General features: G+C 65.3%; 2 protein-coding genes and 1 pseudogene. 2 read left to right on the top strand and 1 reads right to left on the bottom strand.

The features are described 5' to 3' along the window. The first annotated feature begins 55 nt into the window (after positions 1–55). Positions 56–17,443 (top strand): amino acid adenylation domain-containing protein, encoded by a 17,388-nt coding sequence (locus tag ACQP1G_RS14170; protein WP_433203461.1) that lies wholly within the window; start codon positions 56–58, stop codon positions 17,441–17,443. Then, complete coding sequence (locus ACQP1G_RS14165) at positions 17,440–18,255, top strand: DUF6875 domain-containing protein (RefSeq protein ID WP_433203458.1); 816 nt, start codon at positions 17,440–17,442, stop codon at positions 18,253–18,255. Before ACQP1G_RS14170 ends, ACQP1G_RS14165 begins: the two co-directional genes overlap by 4 nt. Positions 18,256–18,472: 217 nt before the next feature. Here ACQP1G_RS14165 and ACQP1G_RS14160 read toward each other — a convergent pair. Continuing rightward, positions 18,473–21,229 (bottom strand): annotated as a pseudogene (locus ACQP1G_RS14160) (aminotransferase class I/II-fold pyridoxal phosphate-dependent enzyme); the annotation flags it as partial. Positions 21,230–21,306: the final 77 nt, after the last annotated feature.

Raw genomic sequence — 21,306 nt, 5'->3', positions numbered from 1 at the left:
GCACAGCGAAACATTCAGCTTAGACTGGCCGTGGGTCGGGTTAGAGGAAAGTTCAATGACCGTTCCGCGACCGCAGCTTTATCCCGACCAGGGGTCGAGCGGAGAAGCCGAGCCGGACGCGTCAGCGACAGAGTTGGTGCCGTTGTCTGTTGGGCAGCGGGGGTTGTGGTTGGCGCAGAAGTTGAGTCCGGATGTGCCGATATCGGAGGCACAGTACATCGAGTTGCGTGGTGATCTCGATGTCGATGTACTGCGTGAGGCGTCGGTTCGGGCTGGCCGTGAGTTCCAGTCGGGGTATCTGCGGCTGGTAGAGGTCGATGGTGAGCCGTATCAGTTCTTCGATCCGTCGCTCGTGGACGCGGGGCCGGTGATCGATGTGCGTGGTGAACCGGATCCTGTTGCGGCGGGTTTGGCGTGGATGCACCGGGAGTACACGGCGCCGTTGGAGATGACGCGGGACCGGTTGGTGGGAACGGCGATCGTGTGGGTCGGGGATCAGCATTTTCTGCTGTACACCAGAATCCATCATGTCGCGTTGGACGGTTACGCCGGAATGATGATCGTGAACCGGATCGCGGCGTTGTATACGGCGGCGGTGCGGGGCGCGGCGGCTGAGCCGAACCGTGCGGCGGATGTACGCGCCCTGTACGAGGCCGACCGCGACTATCGGGAGTCGAAGCGGTTCGCCGATGATCGGGAATATTGGGTGAACAGGCTCGCCGGGGTCGGGGATGAGTCCAGTCTGGTCGCCGGGTCCGCGCCCGCGTGTGCGGACAGTAGGGTCGCGAAGGCCGAACTGTCGTCGGTGACGGTGCAGCGGATCGAGCGTTCGGCGAAAGCGTTGAACGCGAGCCCGGCGGCGGTGGTGATGGCGGCTTTCGGCTGTTATTTGGCGCGGATGACCGGCCGCGATGAGGTGATGGTCAATATTCCTGTTTCGGGTCGCACGAACGCGGTGTTGCGGCGCTCGGGTGGGATGTTCGTCAATGTCGCACCGCTTGCGCTAGTGATGGATCCGGGTGATACCGTCGCGCGATTGACGCGACGGGTGCACTCGGATCTGGTGGGGGCGTTGCGGCACCAGCGGTGCGGCCTGACCGATATTCGTGCCGCTGCCGGATATCACGGTGGAGTGCGGCGTTTCGCGGGTCCGGTGGTGAATGTGATGTTCTTCCATCAGGAGATCCGGTTCGGATCGATACCCGGGGAATTCCATATCCTCAGCTCGGGGCCGGTCGATGATGTGCTGGTCGACTTGTATCAGACCGGGGAGCCGGCGCGGACGGTCCTGCATTTTCTGGCCAATCCCAACCTCTATACCGACGCTGAACTGTCGGCTCATTGCGTCAGGTTCGGGGAGTTCCTCGACGCGTTCGCCGCCGCACCGGACTCTGCTGTCGAGCAGGTTCACCCCGACAGCGCCCGTGAAGGCGCTCGGATCCGTCGTCGCCGTGAGAATCTGGCGTTCTGGCGAGCCACGCTCGCGGATCTGCCCGAGAACCTTGCGTTGCCGTTCGACCGGCCGCGGCCGGTGGTGTCGTCGAATCGAACGGCCACGGCGAACTACGCGCTGCATGCCGAGTTGGTTCGGACGGTGGAAGGGTTTGCCCAGCAGCACAGTTCGTCACTGTTCACCGCGATCCATGGCAGTTTGGCGGTCCTGCTCGCCCGGTTGAGCGGCACTACCGACATTCCGATCGGTACACCGGTCACCGCGCGCACTGTGGCCGCGCTCGACGATGTCGCCGACGAGTTCGTCGATATGTTGGTGTTGCGGACCGAGATCGATCCCGCTGAATCGTTCACCGATCTACTCGGCCGGATCGAAGAAGTCGATGTGGACGCCTTCGAGCACGCCGACGTGCCGTTCGAGCAGGTGGTGGACCAGTTGGTGCCGCGGCGGTCCCAGTCCAGGCATCCGCTGTTTCAGGTGCTGTTGGCGTTGCGGAATCTCGAGCCGGTGGAGCCCGATCCCGAACTGTCGGTAGTCGATCTGCCAGCGGCAGCATCCCCCTTCGACCTGCAGTTCCTACTGTCGGCCGACCATGACAGCGGCGATGTGACGATATCGGTCACCTACGCCACGGATCTGTTCGACACCGCGACCATCGATTCTCTTGCGCATCGGTGGATTCGGATACTCGAATCGGTCGCCACCGATCCCACCGTTCCGGTCGGGGCGATCGACGTACTCGAACCCGCCGAGCGAGCCGATCTGCTGACCCGCTCCGGCGCGCCTTCGGCACCGCCCACCACGCTGCCCGATTTGCTGGCGGCAGCGGCCGCGATCGATCCCGACGCCACCGCGATCGTCTGCGACGGACAACAGCTGAGTTATCGAGAGCTGGACGAACGCTCCAACCGATTGGCACGACAGCTGATTCGACGCGGCATCGGACCGGAAGACGTTGTCGCGATCGGCATCCCACGCTCGGCGGACTCCGTGCTCGCGGTCTGGGCAGTCGCCAAAACGGGAGCCGCGTTCCTGCCGATCGACCCCACCCACCCCACCGAACGCATCACCCACATGATGACCGATTCGACAGCGGCCATCGGTCTGACCGTGACATCCGCACGCGCACAACTACCCGACAACGCGGACTGGCTGATATCGAACAGCCTCGACACATCCGACAACCAGCCCAACACAGACGACAGTCGGCCCGTGACCGACAGTGACCGGGTTCGTCCGTTGCGGATCGACGACATCGCCTACGTCATCTACACCTCCGGATCGACCGGAATACCCAAGGGCGTCGCCGTCACCCACCACGGACTCGGCAACTGCGCCACGCAACACCGGGCCGCCATGGGCATCGAACCCAGCTCCCGCACACTACATCTGGCGTCACCCAGCTTCGACGTATCCGTACTCGAAATGCTGCTGCCCCTGCCCGCTGGCGCAACCATGGTCATCGCACCGAACAACGTGTATGGCGGCGACGAACTCGCCGCACTACTCGACCGTGAACATGTCAGCCACGTCCTCATCACACCTTCGACACTGTCCACCATCGACCACACCCGCTGGCCGCTACCGGATCTGAAGTATCTGATGGTCGGCGGCGAGGACTACGGCACCGAACTGGTCGAACGCTGGGGCGTCGATCGCGTCGTGCTCAACGAGTACGGGCCAACCGAAACCACTATCGCCGCAACGCTGATCTCGCCGTTGGCGGCCGGAGAACTCGTCACGATCGGCCGCCCGATCCGCGGGGTCTCCGCATGGATCCTCGACCAACGACTGCAACCGGTACCAGTTGGTGTAGCCGGTGAACTGTACGTCGCGGGTGATCTACTCGCCCGCGGATACCACCACCGAGCAGATGTCACGGCCGACCGCTTCGTGGCATGCCCCTGGATACACGGCCCACGCATGTACCGCACCGGAGACATCGTCCGCTGGACCACCAACCGAACAATCCAACACCTCGGCCGATCCGACTTCCAAGTCAAGATCCGTGGTCTGCGCATCGAACTCGGCGAAATCGATACTGCTTTGGCTACCCATGAAACCGTCGCTTACGCGGTCACGATCGGTCATCGCAACGACGCGGGTACCCAATCATTGGTCTCTTATGTTGTTGCTGCTTCGGGGCAAACGATCGATACCGCGTTGTTGGCTGATTACCTGAGCGACCGGTTGCCGTCTTATATGGTGCCGTCCTCGATCATGGTGTTGGACCGTATCCCACTCACACCGGTGGGCAAACTGGATCGAAAGGCATTGCCGAAGCCAGTTTTCACCGATATCAAACCGTTCCGGGCACCGCACACTCCAACCGAACACGTCATTGCTCGGGCGTTCATCGATGTTTTGGGGATCGACACGATCGGTCTCGATGATTCGTTCTTCGCGCTGGGCGGGGACAGTTTGGTCGCGACTCGGGTCGCGGCGCGACTGGGGTCCGCGTTGGATGCCGAGGTTCCGGTGCGGCTGTTGTTCGAGGCGTCCACGGTCGCCGAACTCGCCAGCCGCATCGATCAGCATGCCGGCACGCGACGACGCCGCCCACCACTGATCGCTAGGCCGCGTCCTGATCTCGTGCCGTTGGCGCCGGCCCAGCAACGGATGTGGTTCTTCAATCAGTACGACACCGCATCAGGGGCATACAACATGCCGATCGCGATTCGGCTGCGCGGGGAGTTGAACATCGAGGCCCTGCACTCGGCGGTCATCGACGTGCTCGCTAGACACGAAGTGTTGCGAACCCGGTACCCCGATCACGATGGCATGTTGATCCAACAGGTCGAGCCTGTCGAGAACGTGGACCGCGAGCTGATCGTGGTACCGGTCGCACCGAACCAGTTGGTGGAGACGGTCACCGAATTCGTGACCGAAGGTTTCGATGTGAGTATCCAAGCGCCCGCGCGTGCCCGATTGTTCCGTGTCGGCGGTGAGGACCCGGAATACGTTCTTGCTGTCGTGGTGCACCATATCGCCGCGGATGGTTTCTCGATGACACCGTTGGCTCGTGATGTGGCGACTGCTTATGCCGCCCGGATCCATGGTGCGGCCCCGGCGTGGACACCGCTACCGGTCCAGTACGCCGACTACGCACTGTGGCAACAAGCTGCTCTCGGCGCACCCGAGGATCCGCAATCGCTGAGCGCCGAACAGATCCGATACTGGACCGACACACTGCACGGTGTTACCGAGGAACTACCTCTACCGTTCGACCGGCCGCGACCGGTGGTGATGTCGAACCAAGGCGCCACAGTCGGCTACTCGATACCCGCCGAACTCGTGCGCACGCTGCAACAGTACGCGCGGCAACATAATTCGTCGTTGTTCATGGCGATCCACGCCGCATTGGCGGTCCTACTCGCCCGGTTGAGCGGCACCACCGACATTGCGATCGGCACACCGATCGCCGGACGCGGTGTGGCCGCGCTCGACGACATGATCGGCATGTTCGTCAACACACTGGTACTGCGCACCGACATCGATCCCGCGCAATCGTTCACCGACCTCCTCGCCCGGACCAAACAAACCGACCTCGACGCCTTCGAACACGCCGACGTCCCATTCGAACAGGTCGTGGACAAACTCGGTGTGCAACGCTCCCAAGCACGACACCCCCTGTTCCAAGTGATGCTGGCGTTCCAAAACCTGGAACCGGTAACACTGCGACTGCCCGACCTCGAACTCTCGGTACTCGATCTACCCACCGAGGTCTCCCGCTTCGACCTGCAATTCATCCTCTCCGAAGACCACGACAGCGGCGAGATGACCATCGCGGTCACCTACGCCACCGACCTATTCGACGCCACAACCATCGAATCGGTTACACATCGATGGATCCGCATACTGGAATCGATCGCCACCAACCCCACTGTTGCGGTCGGGGCGATCGACGTACTCGAACCCACCGAACGAACCGATCTGCTGACCCGCTCCGGCGCCCCCACAGCCACACCCACCACCCTGCCCGCCCTGATGAGCGCGGCGGCCGCGCTCGATCCCGACGCCACCGCGCTCGTGTTCAACGGACAGGTGTTGACCTACCGGGAGTTGGACGAACGCTCCAACCGACTGGCACGACAACTCATCCAGCGCGGCATCGGACCCGAAGACGTTGTCGCGATCGGTATCCCACGCTCGGCGGACTCCGTGCTCGCGGTCTGGGCAGTCGCCAAAACGGGAGCCGCGTTCCTGCCGATCGACCCCACCCACCCCACCGAACGCATCACCCACATGATGACCGATTCGACAGCGGCCATCGGTCTGACCGTGACATCCGCACGCGCACAACTACCCGACAACGCGGACTGGCTGATATCGAACAGCCTCGACACATCCGACAACCAGCCCAACACAGACGACAGTCGGCCCGTGACCGACAGTGACCGGGTTCGTCCACTGCGGATCGACGACATCGCCTACGTCATCTACACCTCCGGATCGACCGGAATACCCAAGGGCGTCGCCGTCACCCACCACGGACTCGGCAACTGCGCCGCGGCCCACCGGGATGCGATGGATATCGAATCTCGCTCCCGCACCTTGCATTTGGCTTCACCCAGCTTCGATGTGTCGGTACTGGAGTTGCTGTGCGCGCTCAGCGCGGGCGCGACCATGGTCATCGCACCCACTGATGTCTACGGCGGCGACGAACTCGCCGCACTACTCGACCGTGAACATGTCAGCCACGTCCTGATCACCCCCTCGGCGTTGTCCACCATCGACCACACGCGTTGGCCGCTACCGGATCTGAAGTATCTGATGGTCGGCGGCGAGGACTACGGCACCGAGTTGGTCCAACGCTGGGGTGTCGACCGGAAGCTGTTCAACGAGTACGGGCCAACCGAAACCACCATTGCCGCGACACTGACCTCCCCGATAGCGGTGGGTGAGTTGGTCACCATCGGAAAGCCATTTCCCGGTGCGTCCGCATGGGTGTTGGATCAACGGCTGCAGCCTGTTCCGGCAGGTGTGGCGGGTGAGTTGTATGTCGCGGGTGATCTACTCGCCCGCGGATACCACCACCGAGCAGATGTCACGGCCGACCGCTTCGTGGCATGCCCCTGGATACACGGCCCACGCATGTACCGCACCGGAGACATCGTCCGCTGGACCACCAACCGAACAATCCAACACCTCGGCCGATCCGACTTCCAAGTCAAAATCCGCGGCCTGCGCATCGAACTCGGCGAAATCGACACCGCACTCACCACCCACGAAAACGTCTCCTACGCCATCACTGTCGGCCACCACAACGACACCGGAACCCAAACACTGGTCTCATACGTCGTCGCCACACCAGACCACACCATCGACACCACAACCCTGACCGAATACCTCACCGACCGGTTGCCGTCCTACATGGTGCCGTCCTCGATCACGGTCCTGGACCACATCCCACTCACACCGGTAGGCAAACTCGACCGAAAGGCATTGCCGAAGCCAGTTTTCGCTGATGTCAAACCCTTCCGGGCACCACGGACGCCGACCGAACACATCATCGCTACGGCCTTCGCCGACATACTCGGCAACGACACGATCGGTCTCGATGATTCGTTCTTCGCCCTGGGCGGCGACAGCATCATGTCGATCCAGTTGGTGACTCGGGCCAGGGCAGCCGGTGTGGCGTTCTCCGCACGCGATGTGTTCGAGCGGAAAACGATCGCCGGACTGGCCCAAGTCGCAGTCCGCGACGGCACCGCGGCCCCCCTGGCGACGGAACTGCCCGGCGCAGCTGTGGGACCGGCACCCCTGACACCGATCATGCGACAGCTGCTCGAACGGTCCGAGTCGAAGTTCGGCCACTTCTCGCAGGCGATGCTGCTGAATCATCTGCCGATAGGGATCGACCGGCAGCGGATGGCGAGCACGGTGCAGGCGGTGCTCGATCGGCATGACATGCTGCGCGCGCGACTGTCTCGAGACGAAGACGGGCGCTGGACGTGGGAAGCGCTGCCGATCGGCATGATTCGCGCCGACGACCTGATCCACCGGGTGCCGATGCAAGCACTGCCAGCAAGCCCCGAGTTCCGGACGTTGGCGGCGGCAGAGTTGACGGCCGCCGCGGACCGGCTCGATCCGGGTGCCGGAATCGTGCTGCAGCTGGTCTGGTTCGATCCGGTGCACACGACCGAACTGGGCAAGGTCCTAGTGCTGGTGCATCATTCGGTGATCGACGGGGTTTCCTGGCGAGTGCTGGTGGCCGACCTCGCGGTCGCGTGGGCCCGGATCGAGTCCGGCGAGCCACCCGAGCTGGCCCCGGTCGGGACGTCGATGCGCCGATGGGCGCATGGGCTGGTCGAGGCGGCCCGACGCCCGGAGCGGGTAGCTGAGTTCGAACTGTGGCGAGCGATGGGCGACGGGCCCGATCCGATGATCGGGTCCCGACCCCTCGACCCCGCGATCGACGTGGCCGCGACCGCCCGCACGGTCGAGGTCGAGCTGTCTCCCGAGGTGACCGAGGCGCTATTGACCAACGTGCCCGCGACATTCCACGGCGAGGTGCGCGACGGGCTACTGGCCGCTCTGGCGGTGGCGGTGACGAAGTGGCGGCGCGAACGGGATCCGGAGTCCGCGGAGCTGACGGATATGTTGATCAGTCTCGAGGGGCACGGCCGGGAGGAAGACGTCGTCCCGGGCGCGGACCTGACCCGGACGGTCGGCCGGTTCGCCACGGGCTTCCCGGTGCGTTTGGATCTGTCGGGCATCGACCTCGACGACGCGTACGCGGGCGGGCCAGCCATCGGCGCAGCGGTCAAGTCCGTCAAGGAACAGCGTCGCGCCATCCCGGACCACGGGATCGGCTACGGCTTGCTGCGGTACCTCAACGAGGACACCGGCTCGACTCTCGGCGCTGCGCCGACGCCGCAGATCGGATTCAACTACGTCGGCCGCATCGCCTCGGGAATTCCCGAAAGGATATCGGCGGTCGGATGGCTGCCGGTGGACGGCGGCAGCGACCTCGTCGGTGCGCAGAATCCGGATATGCCGGTGTCGGCGTTGCTGGACATCAATGTCCGTACCCGCGACCACGGGGCAGGGCCGCAGTTGCGGGCCGTCTGGTCCTATCCCGCCGAGGTGCTCACGGCCGACGAGGTGTCTGCGGCGGCGCAGTCGTGGTGCCGGGCTTTGACCGCGTTGGCGACTCATGCGCGCCATGCCGGGAGCGGGGGCCGGACGCCGTCGGATCTGGATCTGGTCCGGCTCGGGCAGGCCGAAATCGAGCGGCTCGAGGACCGGTACCCGAGGTTGAGCGACGTCTGGCCGTTGACGCCGTTGCAGGAGGGTTTGCTGTTCCACGCCATGGTGTCCGAGGAATCGGTGGACGCCTACCTGACCCAGCTGGTCCTCGAACTGCGTGGACAGGTCGATCCGCAGCGGCTGCGCCGCGCCGGACAGCTGCTTCTCGACCGACACCCGAATCTGCGCACCTCGTTCGACGCCGATGTCGGGCCGGTGCAGGTGGTTCAGGAAGACGTCGAGGCTGCCTGGTCGGAGCTCGACCTGTCCTGGCTCGATGACAGTGATCGCGAGTGGGAGCTGCTGTTGGCCGCGGACCGAGCGACCAGGTTCGATCCGGCTCGCGCCCCGCTGCTGCGCTGGATGCTGGTCACCACCGGGCCGGAGAGCTACCGGCTGGTGCTGACCAATCATCACCTGCTGCTCGATGGCTGGTCGACGCCGCTGCTCCTCAAGGAGCTGCTGGTGCTATACGCCACCGACGGCGATGCCTCGTTGCTGCCCGAAGTCCGCCCCTACCGGGACTTCCTGGCCTGGTTCGTCGGGCAGGACTCGGCCGCGGCGCTCGATGCCTGGGCCGATGCGTTCGACGGCGCCGAGGAGCCGACCCTGGTGGCACAAGCCGATCCAGGCCGCCACTACACCGAATCACGCCATGTGCTCGGCGAGTTGACCGAGGAGCAGACCGCGGCGCTGAACCACCTGGCCAGGGCCCGTGGTGTCACCCTCAACACCGTGATCCAGCTGGCATGGGCAATTGTGTTGGGCTCGTTGACTTCCCGCGACGATGTGACCTTCGGTGCCGTGGTCTCCGGGCGGTCTCCGCAGCTCGTGGGTATCGAATCGATGATCGGACTGTTCATCAACACACTGCCCGTGCGCGTGCGTCTCGATGCCGCTGAGAGCCTGGGACAGCTGCTCGACCGGATCCAGACCGAACAGGCGGCCCTGCTCGACCACCAGTTCGTCGGCCTCACCGAAATCGAGCGGGTCGCCGGGCCAGGGGCGGTGTTCGACACGGTGACGGTGTTCGAGTCGTTCCCGGTCGATCGTTTCGGGCTGACGGCGGATACCGATATCGCGGGCATGCGGGTCGTCGATGTCGCGGGTATGGACGGCGCGCATTATCCGTTGGGTGTGGTCGCGCACGTCGACACGCGACTGCATCTGAAGATCAAGTACCTGCCCGAACTCTTCGACTACGACACGATGAACGCGACCCTGCAGCGTGTACTGCGCGTGCTCGGCATCATCGCAACCGATACGGATCTGTCGCTGGCCCGGCTGAACCTGCTCACCCCCGCGGAATACCGGGAATTGACGCCGGTATCGGGCTCCCCGGCGGTGCCGGGGCGACTGCTGCCGGAGCTGTTGGCGGCGACAGTGCAGCGGGATCCGGGGGCGGTCGCGGTGGTGTACGAGGATCGGCAGTGGACCTACGGCGAGCTCGATGCGGAGTCGAATCGGTTGGCGCGGTTGCTGATCGATCGGGGTGTGGGGCCGGAGGGCAATGTCGCGGTGGGACTCCCGCGATCGGTCGAGTCGGTGCTTGCGGTGTGGGCGGTGGCGAAGTCGGGGGCGGCATTCGTTCCGGTGGACCCGCAGTATCCGACCGGCCGCATCGAGCACATGCTCACCGATTCCGGTGTGGCGGTGGGGATCACGCTGTCACAGTGGCGGGATCGATTGCCCGCATCGGTGGGCTGGTTGGTCCTCGACGATGCGGCGGCCGAAGCCGAGGCGTCGGCAGCATCAGCGGCGCCGGTGACCGACGCGGAACGCAGAGGGCCCGTCCGGCTCGACCATGCGGCGTACCTGATCTACACGTCCGGTTCGACTGGTGTGCCCAAGGGCGTGGTGGTGTCGCACCGAGGGTTAGCGGATCTGGTGGCCGACCAATGTTCACGATTCGATATCGAGCCCGGCGCGCGGGTGCTGCATGTCGCGTCGCCGAGTTTCGATGCGGCGGTGCTGGAACTGTTGTGGGCGTTCGCGTCGGGTGGGCGGCTGGTGATTGCGCCGCCGACTGTTTATGGCGGGAACGAGTTGGCGCGGATCCTGTCGAGCGAGCGGGTGACTCATGCGGCGCTGACGCCGACGGCGTTGGCGACGGTCGATCCGGTCGGGTTGGAGCATCTCGAGACTGTTGTGGTCGGTGGTGAAGCGCCCTCGACCGATCTGGTGTCGCGGTGGGCGCCGGGGCGCAGATTGTTCAACACCTACGGTCCGGCGGAGGCGACGATCCAGACCGATGCCAGTGCGCCACTGGTGGCGGGTGAGCCGGTGACGGTGGGGGAACCGATCCGCGGGGTGGGGCAGGTTGTGCTCGATGCCCGGTTGCGGCCGGTGCCGGTCGGAGTTGTGGGCGAGTTGTATCTGACGGGTCCTGGTCTGGCGCGTGGTTATCGCAACCGGATGGGTTTGACGGCGGCGCGGTTCGTTGCCGATCCGTTCGCCGATCCCGGGCAGCGCATGTATCGCACCGGTGATCTGGTGCGGTGGCTGCGGCTACCGGAGGGGAATCTGGTACTCGACTATGTGGGCCGCGCTGATTTCCAGGTCAAGCTGCGTGGTTTCCGCATCGAGTTGGGCGAGGTCGAATCGGGTCTGCTGGCCTGCACTGGTGTGGCGCGCGCGGTCGCGACGGTGCACCATGGCACCGCCCTCGGTGACCGGTTGGTCGGGTACGTGGTACCCGAACCCGGTGTCGATCTCGATCCGGCCGGGGTCCTCACGTTCGTCGAGCAGCGGTTGGTCGCGCACATGGTGCCCGCGACGGTGCTGGTGCTGGACACGCTGCCGGTGACCGAGAGCGGCAAACTCGACCGCGCCGCGCTACCGGTGCCGGATTTCAGTTCGGCTCGCGCCGAGTTCCGGGCGCCGGTCACCGATGTGGAGCGGATACTGGCTGGGCTGTTCGGTGAGGTGTTGGGTATCGACACGGTCGGTCTCGATGATTCGTTCTTCGCTCTGGGTGGCGACAGCATCATGTCGATCCAGTTGGTTACCCGGGCCAGGGCGGCCGGTGTGGTGTTCTCCACACGGGAGGTGTTCGAACGCAAAACCGTCGCCGGACTGGCCCAGATCGCTGTCCGCGACAGTGCCGCGGCGATCGCCCTACCGACCGAGCTCCCCGGCGGCGGCGTCGGGCGGGTGCCGCTGACGCCGATCATGTGTTGGATGTTCGAACGCGGCGGATACGACCGCTTCAGCCAGTGGGTGACACTCACCCTACCGACCGGCATCGACAAGACCGGAATCGAAGCCACCGTGCAAGCGGTGATCGACCACCACGACATGCTGCGCGCCCAACTCCACCCCGACCCAACACACCCGACCGGATGGGCACTACAGGTCCGGCCGACCGAGATGAGCACCACCGAGGACACCACCACCGGGGTGAGCGCCGCCGAGGTGAGCGCCGCCGAGGTGAGCGCCGCCGAGGTGAGCGCCGCCGGGGGCACCGCCGCCGGGGAGACCGCCGCCGGGCTGATCCGGCGCATGCCGGTAGAGGCGGAGCCAGACAGCGCCGACTCCACCACGATGACCGCCGCTGGGTTGATCCGGCGCGTGCCGGTGGCAGTGGAGCCCGATAGTGCCGACTTCGCGGCGATCGTGGATGCCGAGGCGGCCGCGGCCGCGCAACGCCTCGACCCGGCTGCGGGGGTGATGGTGCAGTTGGTGTGGTTCGACTGGGCCGACCGGCCGGGTCGGCTGCTGGTCCTGGCGCATCATCTGGTCGTTGATGGGGTGTCGTGGCGGATCCTGATCCCCGACCTCGCCACCGCATGGGCCCAACTCAGTGCCGGGCAACCACCACAACTCGCGCCCGTCGGCACCTCGATGCGACGCTGGGCGAACGGCCTGAGCACCGCGGCCGAACACCTCGATGAACTCGACTGGTGGCAATCCACCCTCGATACCGCCGACCCGCCGATCGGTCCCCGCCCCCTCGACCCGGTCCTCGACGTCCAAGCCAGCGTCGCGACCGTGGAGGTGACACTGCCGACCGCGGTGACCCGTGCGGTGCTCACCACCGTGCCCCAAACGTTCCGCGGCAGTGTCGATGACGCCCTCATCGCCGGACTCGCACTGGCATTGACCCGATGGCGGCACCGCCATGGCCAGGACAGCACCGAAACGTTGCTCACTCTCGAAAGCCACGGCCGCCACGACACGGTGCTGCCGGGCGCGGACCTCACCCGCACCGTCGGCTGGTTCACCACCACCTACCCGGTCCGGGTGGACCTGTCCGGTATCGACATCGACGACGCGTTCGCCGCCGGCGCTACCGCGGCAGCGGTCATCAAATCAGTCAAGGAACAACTGCGCCAGGTCCCCGACCGCGGGATCGGCTACGGGCTGCTGCGTTACCTCAACACCGACACCGCCCCCATCCTGGGCGCGCTACCCGAGCCGCAGGTCAGCTTCAACTACCTCGGACGTTTCGACACCATCCCCACGCAATTACGCGATATCGGATGGCTGCCCGCCGGCGGCGACACCGACGGCGGCGGCATCCAGAACCCCGACACCGCCGCCGCAGCCGTGCTCGCCATCAACGCAGCAACCACCGACACCCCCGACGGGCCCACCCTGACCGCCTCCTGGGACTACCCCACCAGCCTGCTCACCAACACCGAAGTCACCGAGATCGCCGAACTATGGCGCGACGCCGTCACAGCGCTGGCCACCCACGCATCCCGACCCGGCGTCGGCGGACTCACCCCCTGCGACCTCGACCTCCTCGACCTCGACCAACCCGCCATCGACCGACTCGAAACCCGACACCCAGCCCTGGACGACATCTGGCCCCTCACACCACTACAAGCAGGACTGCTATTCCACGCCCAACTCGCCACCGACGCCATCGACGCCTACATCGTGCAACTGTGCATCGAACTCGGCGGGGTCGTCGACGCGGACCGGCTGCGCCGCGCCGCACAAACCCTCCTGCAACGACACCCCAACCTACGCACCGCGTTCGTGCGCGACGGCGCCCGCGAACCCGTCCAAGTGGTGCCCCACACCGTCGAGGTTCCGTTCACCGAAATCGACCTGACCCAACACCACGACACCGCCGCCGCACTCGAACAGATCACGACGAGCGACCGCCGATTCGACATGACCACAGCCCCACTGCTGCGACTGACACTGATCGGCATCGCCCCCCAGCAATACCGACTGCTACTGAGCATGCACCACATCCTCATCGACGGCTGGTCCACACCACTACTGATCCGCGAACTACTGATCCTCTACGCCACCGACAGCGACGCGAGCGCCCTGCCCCCGGTACGTCCCTACCGCGACTACCTGAAATGGCTCAACAACCAGGACCAGGCCGCGGCCGAAACCGCATGGACACAAGCACTCGAAGGCACCACCGCACCGACACTGCTGGCCCCCGCCGACCGCGCCCGCCGCAACACCACCACCCCCCGCGAAGTCCAAGTACAACTCAGCGAAAGCCACACCACCGCCCTGGTCACCGCCGCCCAACAACAGGAAACCACCCTCAACACCATCATCCAAGCAGCCTGGGCGCTCGTGCTCGCCAACGCCACCGCCCGCGAAGACGTCGTCTTCGGCACCACCGTCTCCGGGCGACCGCCACATCTTCCCGGTATCGAATCGATGATCGGACTGTTCGTCAACACCGTGCCCGTCCGAGTCCGACTCGACCACCACGAAAACCTCGCCCAACTACTACAACGAATCCAAACCGAACAAACCGCCCTACTCGACCACCACCACCTCGGACTCACCCAAATCCAACAACTCACCGGCCCCGGCGCAATGTTCGACACCGTCACCGTCTTCGAGTCCTACCCCGTCGACCCAGCCGGACTGTCCCAACACACCGACATCGCCGGAATGCACATCCTCGACGTCCAAGGACGAGACGCCGCACACTACCCACTCGGCCTCATCGTCCACCACGACACCCGGCTACACCTGACCTTCAAATACCTACCTGAACTTTTCACTCGACAGCAGGTAGACGCCTTGGCCGACCGAGTGCTGCAGGTGCTCGGGATCGTCGCCACGCATATCGACCTCCCCCTCACCGAACTGCAAGTGCTGTCGGCTGTCGAGCAGGCCACGCTGGTACCCGTCCACGGTCGGCCCGGCATGGCGACGTCGGTGTTGCCGCAGGTGTTGTCGGATGCGGCGACAGCGACGCCCGGCACGGAAGCGCTGGCCTGCAACGGCGCGCGGCTGTCGTACCGCGAACTCGACGAAACCTCCAACCGGTGGGCGCGCGCATTGATCAATATGGGAATCGGACCGGAAGCGATAGTTGCTGTGGCGCTACCACGCTCCATCGACGCCGTCATCGCCCTGTGGGCGGTCACCAAGACCGGCGGCGCGTTCGTTCAGATCGACCCCACCCATCCTCGCGACCGAGTCACGCGCATTCTCACCGATTCCGGTGCCACCGTCGGGCTGACCCACGGAACCTACCGAGACCAGTTATCGGACGCGCTCGGATGGCTCGCCCTCGACGATCCCGCCTTCGCCGCGAAGACGGCGGCAGCGGACCCCACAGCAATCGATGACGCCGAGCGCACCACCCCGCTACGGCCGGAGCATCCGGCCTACCTGATCTACACCTCCGGCTCCACCGGGACCCCCAAGGGAGTCGTGGTCACCCATACCGGGATAGCGAATCTGGCCGCCGAAACGCGGGAGCGGTACGGCCTCACCTCGGCTTCTCGGATGCTGGCCGCCGCCTCGCCGACCTTCGACGTCTCGATCCTCGAATTGCTCAGCGCGACCGCTGTCGGTGCCACCCTGGTCCTCGCGCCCGCATCGGTAGCTGCCGGCACCGAACTGGCGGAATTGATCAATGCCGAACATGTGACCCATGCCGCCGTCACTCCCACCGTGCTCGCATCACTGCCCCCCGACGAACTCGACACCCTCGACACCTTGATCCTCGGCGGCGAGACCTGTCCACCCGATCTGGTGGCACAGTGGATGCCGGGCCGTACAGTGCTCAACAGCTACGGGGCTACCGAAACCACCGTCGTCAGCTGCGGCCATGCTCCTTTGACCACAACCACGGGCGGCCCGATGACAATCGGCGGGCCGGTGCTCGGATTCACCGCCGTCGTCCTCGACCGCAGATTGCGCCCCGTCCCGACCGGAGTCGTCGGCGAACTGTACGTCTCCGGGCCGGGCCTCGCCCGCGGCTACCACCGGCAGTCCGCAACCACCGCGGCCCGATTCATCCCCGACCCGCACGGACCGGCCGGCTCACGCATGTATCGGACCGGCGACCTCGTCGCCTGGACTACCGATCGAACACTGCGATTCTCCGGTCGCAGTGACCTACAGCTCAAGATCAACGGCCACCGCATCGAACCCGGCGACATCGAAGCCGCGCTCCGCGGCCACCCCGACATCGCCCACGCCGCCGTCACGATCCACACCCGACCCAACGGCAGCAATCAACTCGTCGGTTACGTCGTGCCCACTAACGGCACCACACCCGACACCGCCACACTGACCGCTCACCTCGCGACGCGACTGTCCACGCACATGATCCCCACCGCCATCCTCACCGTCGACCGGATACCCCTCACCCCCACCGGCAAAGTCGATTACAAAGCCCTACCCACACCGCACTGGCAACCTGCCCGGTTCCGGCCACCGTCCACCGCACTCGAGGCCACCGTCTGCGACGCCTTCACTCGGACCCTCGGCATCGAACGAGTCGGCCTCGACGACGGCTTCTTCACCCTCGGCGGCAACTCACTCGCCGCGGCCGCGCTGGTGGCGCGCCTGGCGGAGTCGACCGGTGTGAACGTACCGGTCCAGTGGATATTCACCGATCCGACACCGGCATCGCTCGCCGGCCGCATCGACGCCCGCCTGCGTGGCCTCGACGAATCGGACCTCGGCGACGTACTCGCCGTCGTGCTCCCGCTGCGCGCCGATGGAAACGCCGCACCGCTGTTCTGCGTCCACCCGGCGATCGGATTGGCTTGGGGTTTCAGCGGACTCGTGCAGCACCTCGATCCGGACCGCCCGGTGTACGGTCTGCAATCCCCGGCATTCAGCGATGCCACCGCGGAGTTCGAGACGCTCGACGAACTCGCCGCGCGCTACATCCAAGAGATCCGGACTGTCCAGCCGCACGGCCCGTACCACCTGCTCGGCTACTCGCTCGGCGGCACCATCGCACACGCGATCGCGGCCCGGCTCCGGCGCGACGGCGAGTCCGTCGCCACCCTGGCCATGATGGACACCCGCGTCGTCACCGCCAGCACCGTTCGCATGCCCACTCCTACCATCGCGAAGCTGCTCGCCGAGTTCGCCGGCCTCGACGTTCCACCTGGCGAGGCCGATCTCACCGCCGCCGCCGCGACCGAGCTGCTACACCGGCAAGGCGGATTGTTCACCGCTGTCACCCCCGAGCATCTGGTGACCCTGCGCGACGACTACAGCCGGCTCGTCGACCTCACCCGGCATCATCGCCCGACCCCCTTCGACGGTGACCTGATTTATTTCCGCGCCGCCGACGATACGGACGGCGGCCCTGATCCGGCCCTCGCATGGAACGACCTCATCACCGGCCGGATCACCGAACACCCCATTCCGGTCCGGCACGAACGGATGATCGAACCCGAGTCGCTTCGTGCGATCGGATTCGTCCTCACCGAGCACTTCCGCTCATCCCGAACCACCCCACTGGAGCCTCCCACCCCCACAAGGACAAGCCGATCATGAACACGGACCGAATCGTCGGGACACGTTCCGGCGTCGAGCCAGTCAACCTATTCGCTCCCGATACGGCGGCTGGTATCGCCGCGCATCCCCGGGCTGCCGAATTACGTAGGTGGACTCGCGAATACCTGTGTCAGGCGCACCCCGACCTCGGTCGATCCGGCCCGGTCTGTCCTTACACCAGCCGCGCCATCACCAACCAGTCGCTGTGGGCCGTCTTCTTCGAAGGTCGTTCCATCGACGCCGAGTACCTGAGCGCGATCGTCGACTATCTGTACGACCTGTTCCCTGCCCTGCCACCTCAGGATGAACCCGATTCCAAGTTCAAGGCTGTCCTCGCGGTCTTCCCGGACCTCACCGAATACGCTGATATCGACGCGATTCAACAGGACCAGAAGTCCCGGTTCGTCGAAAAGGGTCTGATGCTCGGTCAGTTCTATCCGGGGTGCACCACCCCGGGGCTGCACAACCCGGACTTCCCGGCACTCGACGCGCCACTACCCATACTCGCCGTTCGCCATATGGCCCCCACCGACTTCCCATTCCTCAGCACCCGCCAAGAATGGATCGACTCCTACCTCAAACTCTTCGCCCCTGCGATCCCCAAGTTCATCACCAGCACCATGTCCGACAGACTCGTCCAGACAACCGAAGAGTCGGACGGATCTCACTCGGATCGGGTCCGGGACAAGGTAACCGAGCCATCGGCAGCCGAACCGCTGTCGAACCGCCGAAATGGTCGGGGTACCGGGACGATACCTGAAACAGCGGGAATCGAACTGGCTTCGGAAGGTGATCGCAAACCGGGGCGATAACGGCCCGAACTGGCCCCGAAATCTCAGAGCGCGTCTATGAACTTGTCAGCCCGACGTGGTCCGTGCGGGCTCGGCCGAGGGCGCCCCCTCGTCTGGGCCGCCGCCACCTGGCAGCTCAGCAACCGCCGCACCCGCAGAGCTGTCCAGTAGCAGAAGACCTGCTGGACAGCTCGCGAGATCCCTACCCGACGGTGGCTTGCTGGCGCCGGAGCGCCTCCGGCACACCGTCGGCCGCCGCGGCACCCGCGTGCCGCGCCGCGGTCAGCCGCGCGAGCGCGGCCTCGGTGAAGACCGACAACCCGAGGTCGGGGTTGTATCCGTGAATTTCCTTGACGTCGAGCTCGGCCAGGAAATACAAGATCTCTGTCGAGATCACCTGCCCCGGGACCAGCACCGGGAAGCCGGGCGGGTAGGGGACGACGAAGGTGGTGGACACCAGGGTCATCCCCTTGGCGAGCCGTCGCCCGGCGTCGCCGAGCAGGACGTGTTCGCGGTCGGGCTCCTCATACCCGGCGTAGAAGGCCGATCGCATGTCGCCGAACAAGCTGGCGCCGTCGGGACGGAACGCGCTGTCGAACTCGCTGAAGTCGGGCAGCGCTGGCAGATATTTGGTGATCTCGTCGACCCGACGCTGTTGCAGGGCGCGATCTGCCTTACCGGCCGCGCTCTGGCTGCGCTCGAAGTCGGTAGCCACCCGACGCAGCACGTCGAGCAGGTAGTGCACGCTCGACCAGGTGACGCCGATCGTGAAGATCAACAGCACACTGTTGATCGAGGTCTTGTTGATCTGGATGCCGAAACGGTCCATCAGGATCTTCTCGCGGAACTCGTACCCATTCATGCCGGTCTTGCCGATGAACAGGGTGACCCGTGTCGGGTCGAGCACGAACTGATCGGACCGCCACGCCTCGTTCCACTCTGCCAAACCACCCTGTCTGACCTGCCGGTACGAGCTGACTTCAGAGGCACGGAACTCGTCGGGCACCAGGTCGGCCTCGTCGAGGATGCGGAACCACTTGCCGATCAGCCGGTCTTTGCGGACGCGGTGACGGAAGACCAGCGCCATGTCGTAGACATTGCGGACCAGCTGGAAGCCCTCGATGTCGACCTGCCGACGCGCCAAGTCCAACGACGCCAGGAGTTGCTGGTTCGGCGACGTCGAGGTGTGGGTCAAAAACGCCTCATCGAACGCTTCGCCGACGAGCGCTTTGAAATCCTGGTCGTGGACATGGATCATCGACGCCTGTCGAAGCGCCGACAGCGACTTGTGGGTGGAATGCGTCGCGTACACCCGTACCCGCGCGCGCCCGGGGTCGGGAAGCAGCCGGTGGTTGCTCCACTCGGCACGGTCGACTCCCTGCATCGACGCACGCCACGTGCGGTACTGCGCGGCGTACCCGGGCGATGACAACGTCGATTCGAGTTGCGCGGCGGCAACCATCGCAGTCCGCTGCCGTGCCCACGGCACTGCGGTTGCGAACGCGTACCACGCCTCGTCCCACAGGAAGCAAATGTCCGGCTTGATCGCCAGGACCTCCTCCATCACGCGCCGGGGGTTGTAGACGACGCCGTCGAAGGTGCAGTTGGTGAGCAGCAGCATGCGCACTCGGTCCAGTTGTCCGGCCGCCTCGAGGTCGAGCAGCGCCTTCTTGATGGTGTGCAGGGACACGGCTCCGTAGATCGCGAACGGCTCGAGCGGGTAGGCGTCCAGGTACATCGGGTATGCCCCGGCGAGTACCAGGCCGTAGTGGTGCGACTTGTGGCAATTGCGGTCGATGAGAACGATGTCGCCTGGCCGGGTCAGGGCCTGCACGACAATCTTGTTCGCGGTGGATGTTCCATTGGTGACGAAGTACGTCTGATCGGCACGCCATGTCTTCGCGGCTTTGTCCATCGCCGCCCTGATCGTGCCGTGTGGGTCCAGCAGTGAGTCCAGCCCGCCGGAGGTGGACGACGTCTCGGCCATGAAGATGTTGCGACCGTAGAATTCGCCCATATCCTGCAGCGACTTGGAGTTGAAGATGCTGGCGCCACGCGCGACGGGAAGGGCGTGGAATTGGCCGACCGGCGCGGCCGCATAGGCACGCAGAGCGTCGAAAAACGGCGTGGCGAACCGGCTCCGGAAGCCGGCGAGCACCGTGCTGTACAGGTCGGTGACGTCGTTGAGCCGATAGAACGTGCGGTCGTAGACGTTCGGCTCGTCCTCGGTCTCCGCGGCGATCGACTCGTCGGTGACCAGATACAAGTCGATATGAGGCCGCAGCTGCCTGATCCACTCGCCACATTCAACCCAGTTCTGGGTGCGGTCGGTCACGACCACGTCGTCGTTGGCGCCCAGCAACGTGGTCATCAACGGCACCCGGTCGCGTGAACGAAGCGGCAGGTCATGCCGGATGATCGCCGCCTGAATCTCGCCGTTCAATGCGACGGCGGTGATGGCGTCCTCGATGCTCGACACGACAAGCAACTCGAATTGCACATCGTCGGACGGGTCGCGAAGCGCCCGCAGGCTCTCCGCCAGGCTCTCGGGAGCCTCGGGCGGGGAATCGTCGCCTAGCAGAACGGTGAAGAACTGCTGCTGCTTGGCCCGCGCCACGAGTTCCTGATCGGCCAACGGCGCGGATGTGTCGAACACAGCGGTGCGGTCGCCGTACTCGGAGAGCAGGCGCACGGCCAAGGACACTTCCTCGGTGAGCCGCACCGTTGCAAGATCGGCGACATATCCGCGAAACGCCGCCAGTCTCGCCGCGCCTGGGTACAGCCAGTACCGCTCGTAGGCGCCGAGACGATCGAGGAGTCGCCGCACCCGGGCGACTTCGTGGGTGGTGTCCAGCCCGGCACGGTTGACATCGGCGAGCTGACGGCACGCGTCGTCGAGCAGATTCCACGTGTCGATTCGCGAGTACGACGGGTTCGCAACCGCCGCCAGCGCGGAAACACAAAGCCCTTTCGGGCGCTCTCCGCCTCGATGCATGTCGTCAGTTCCGCCTCCGATCAGTGCAGGCGAGGCGATCAGTCGGATACGACAGATCACCCTGGAACATTCATCCC

This window comes from Nocardia sp. CA-107356 (assembly GCF_050946365.1).
In the GTDB taxonomy this organism is placed as follows: domain Bacteria; phylum Actinomycetota; class Actinomycetes; order Mycobacteriales; family Mycobacteriaceae; genus Nocardia.
Note: the sequence above shows the minus strand (reverse complement) of the source record. Positions and strands in the feature narration are given on the sequence as shown.

Excerpts from the sequence above, each read along its gene's own strand:
- ACQP1G_RS14170 (WP_433203461.1), top strand. The coding sequence starts at position 56 with ATGACCGTTCCGCGACCGCAGCTTTATCCCGACCAGGGGTCGAGCGGA.
- ACQP1G_RS14165 (WP_433203458.1), top strand. The coding sequence starts at position 17,440 with ATGAACACGGACCGAATCGTCGGGACACGTTCCGGCGTCGAGCCAGTC.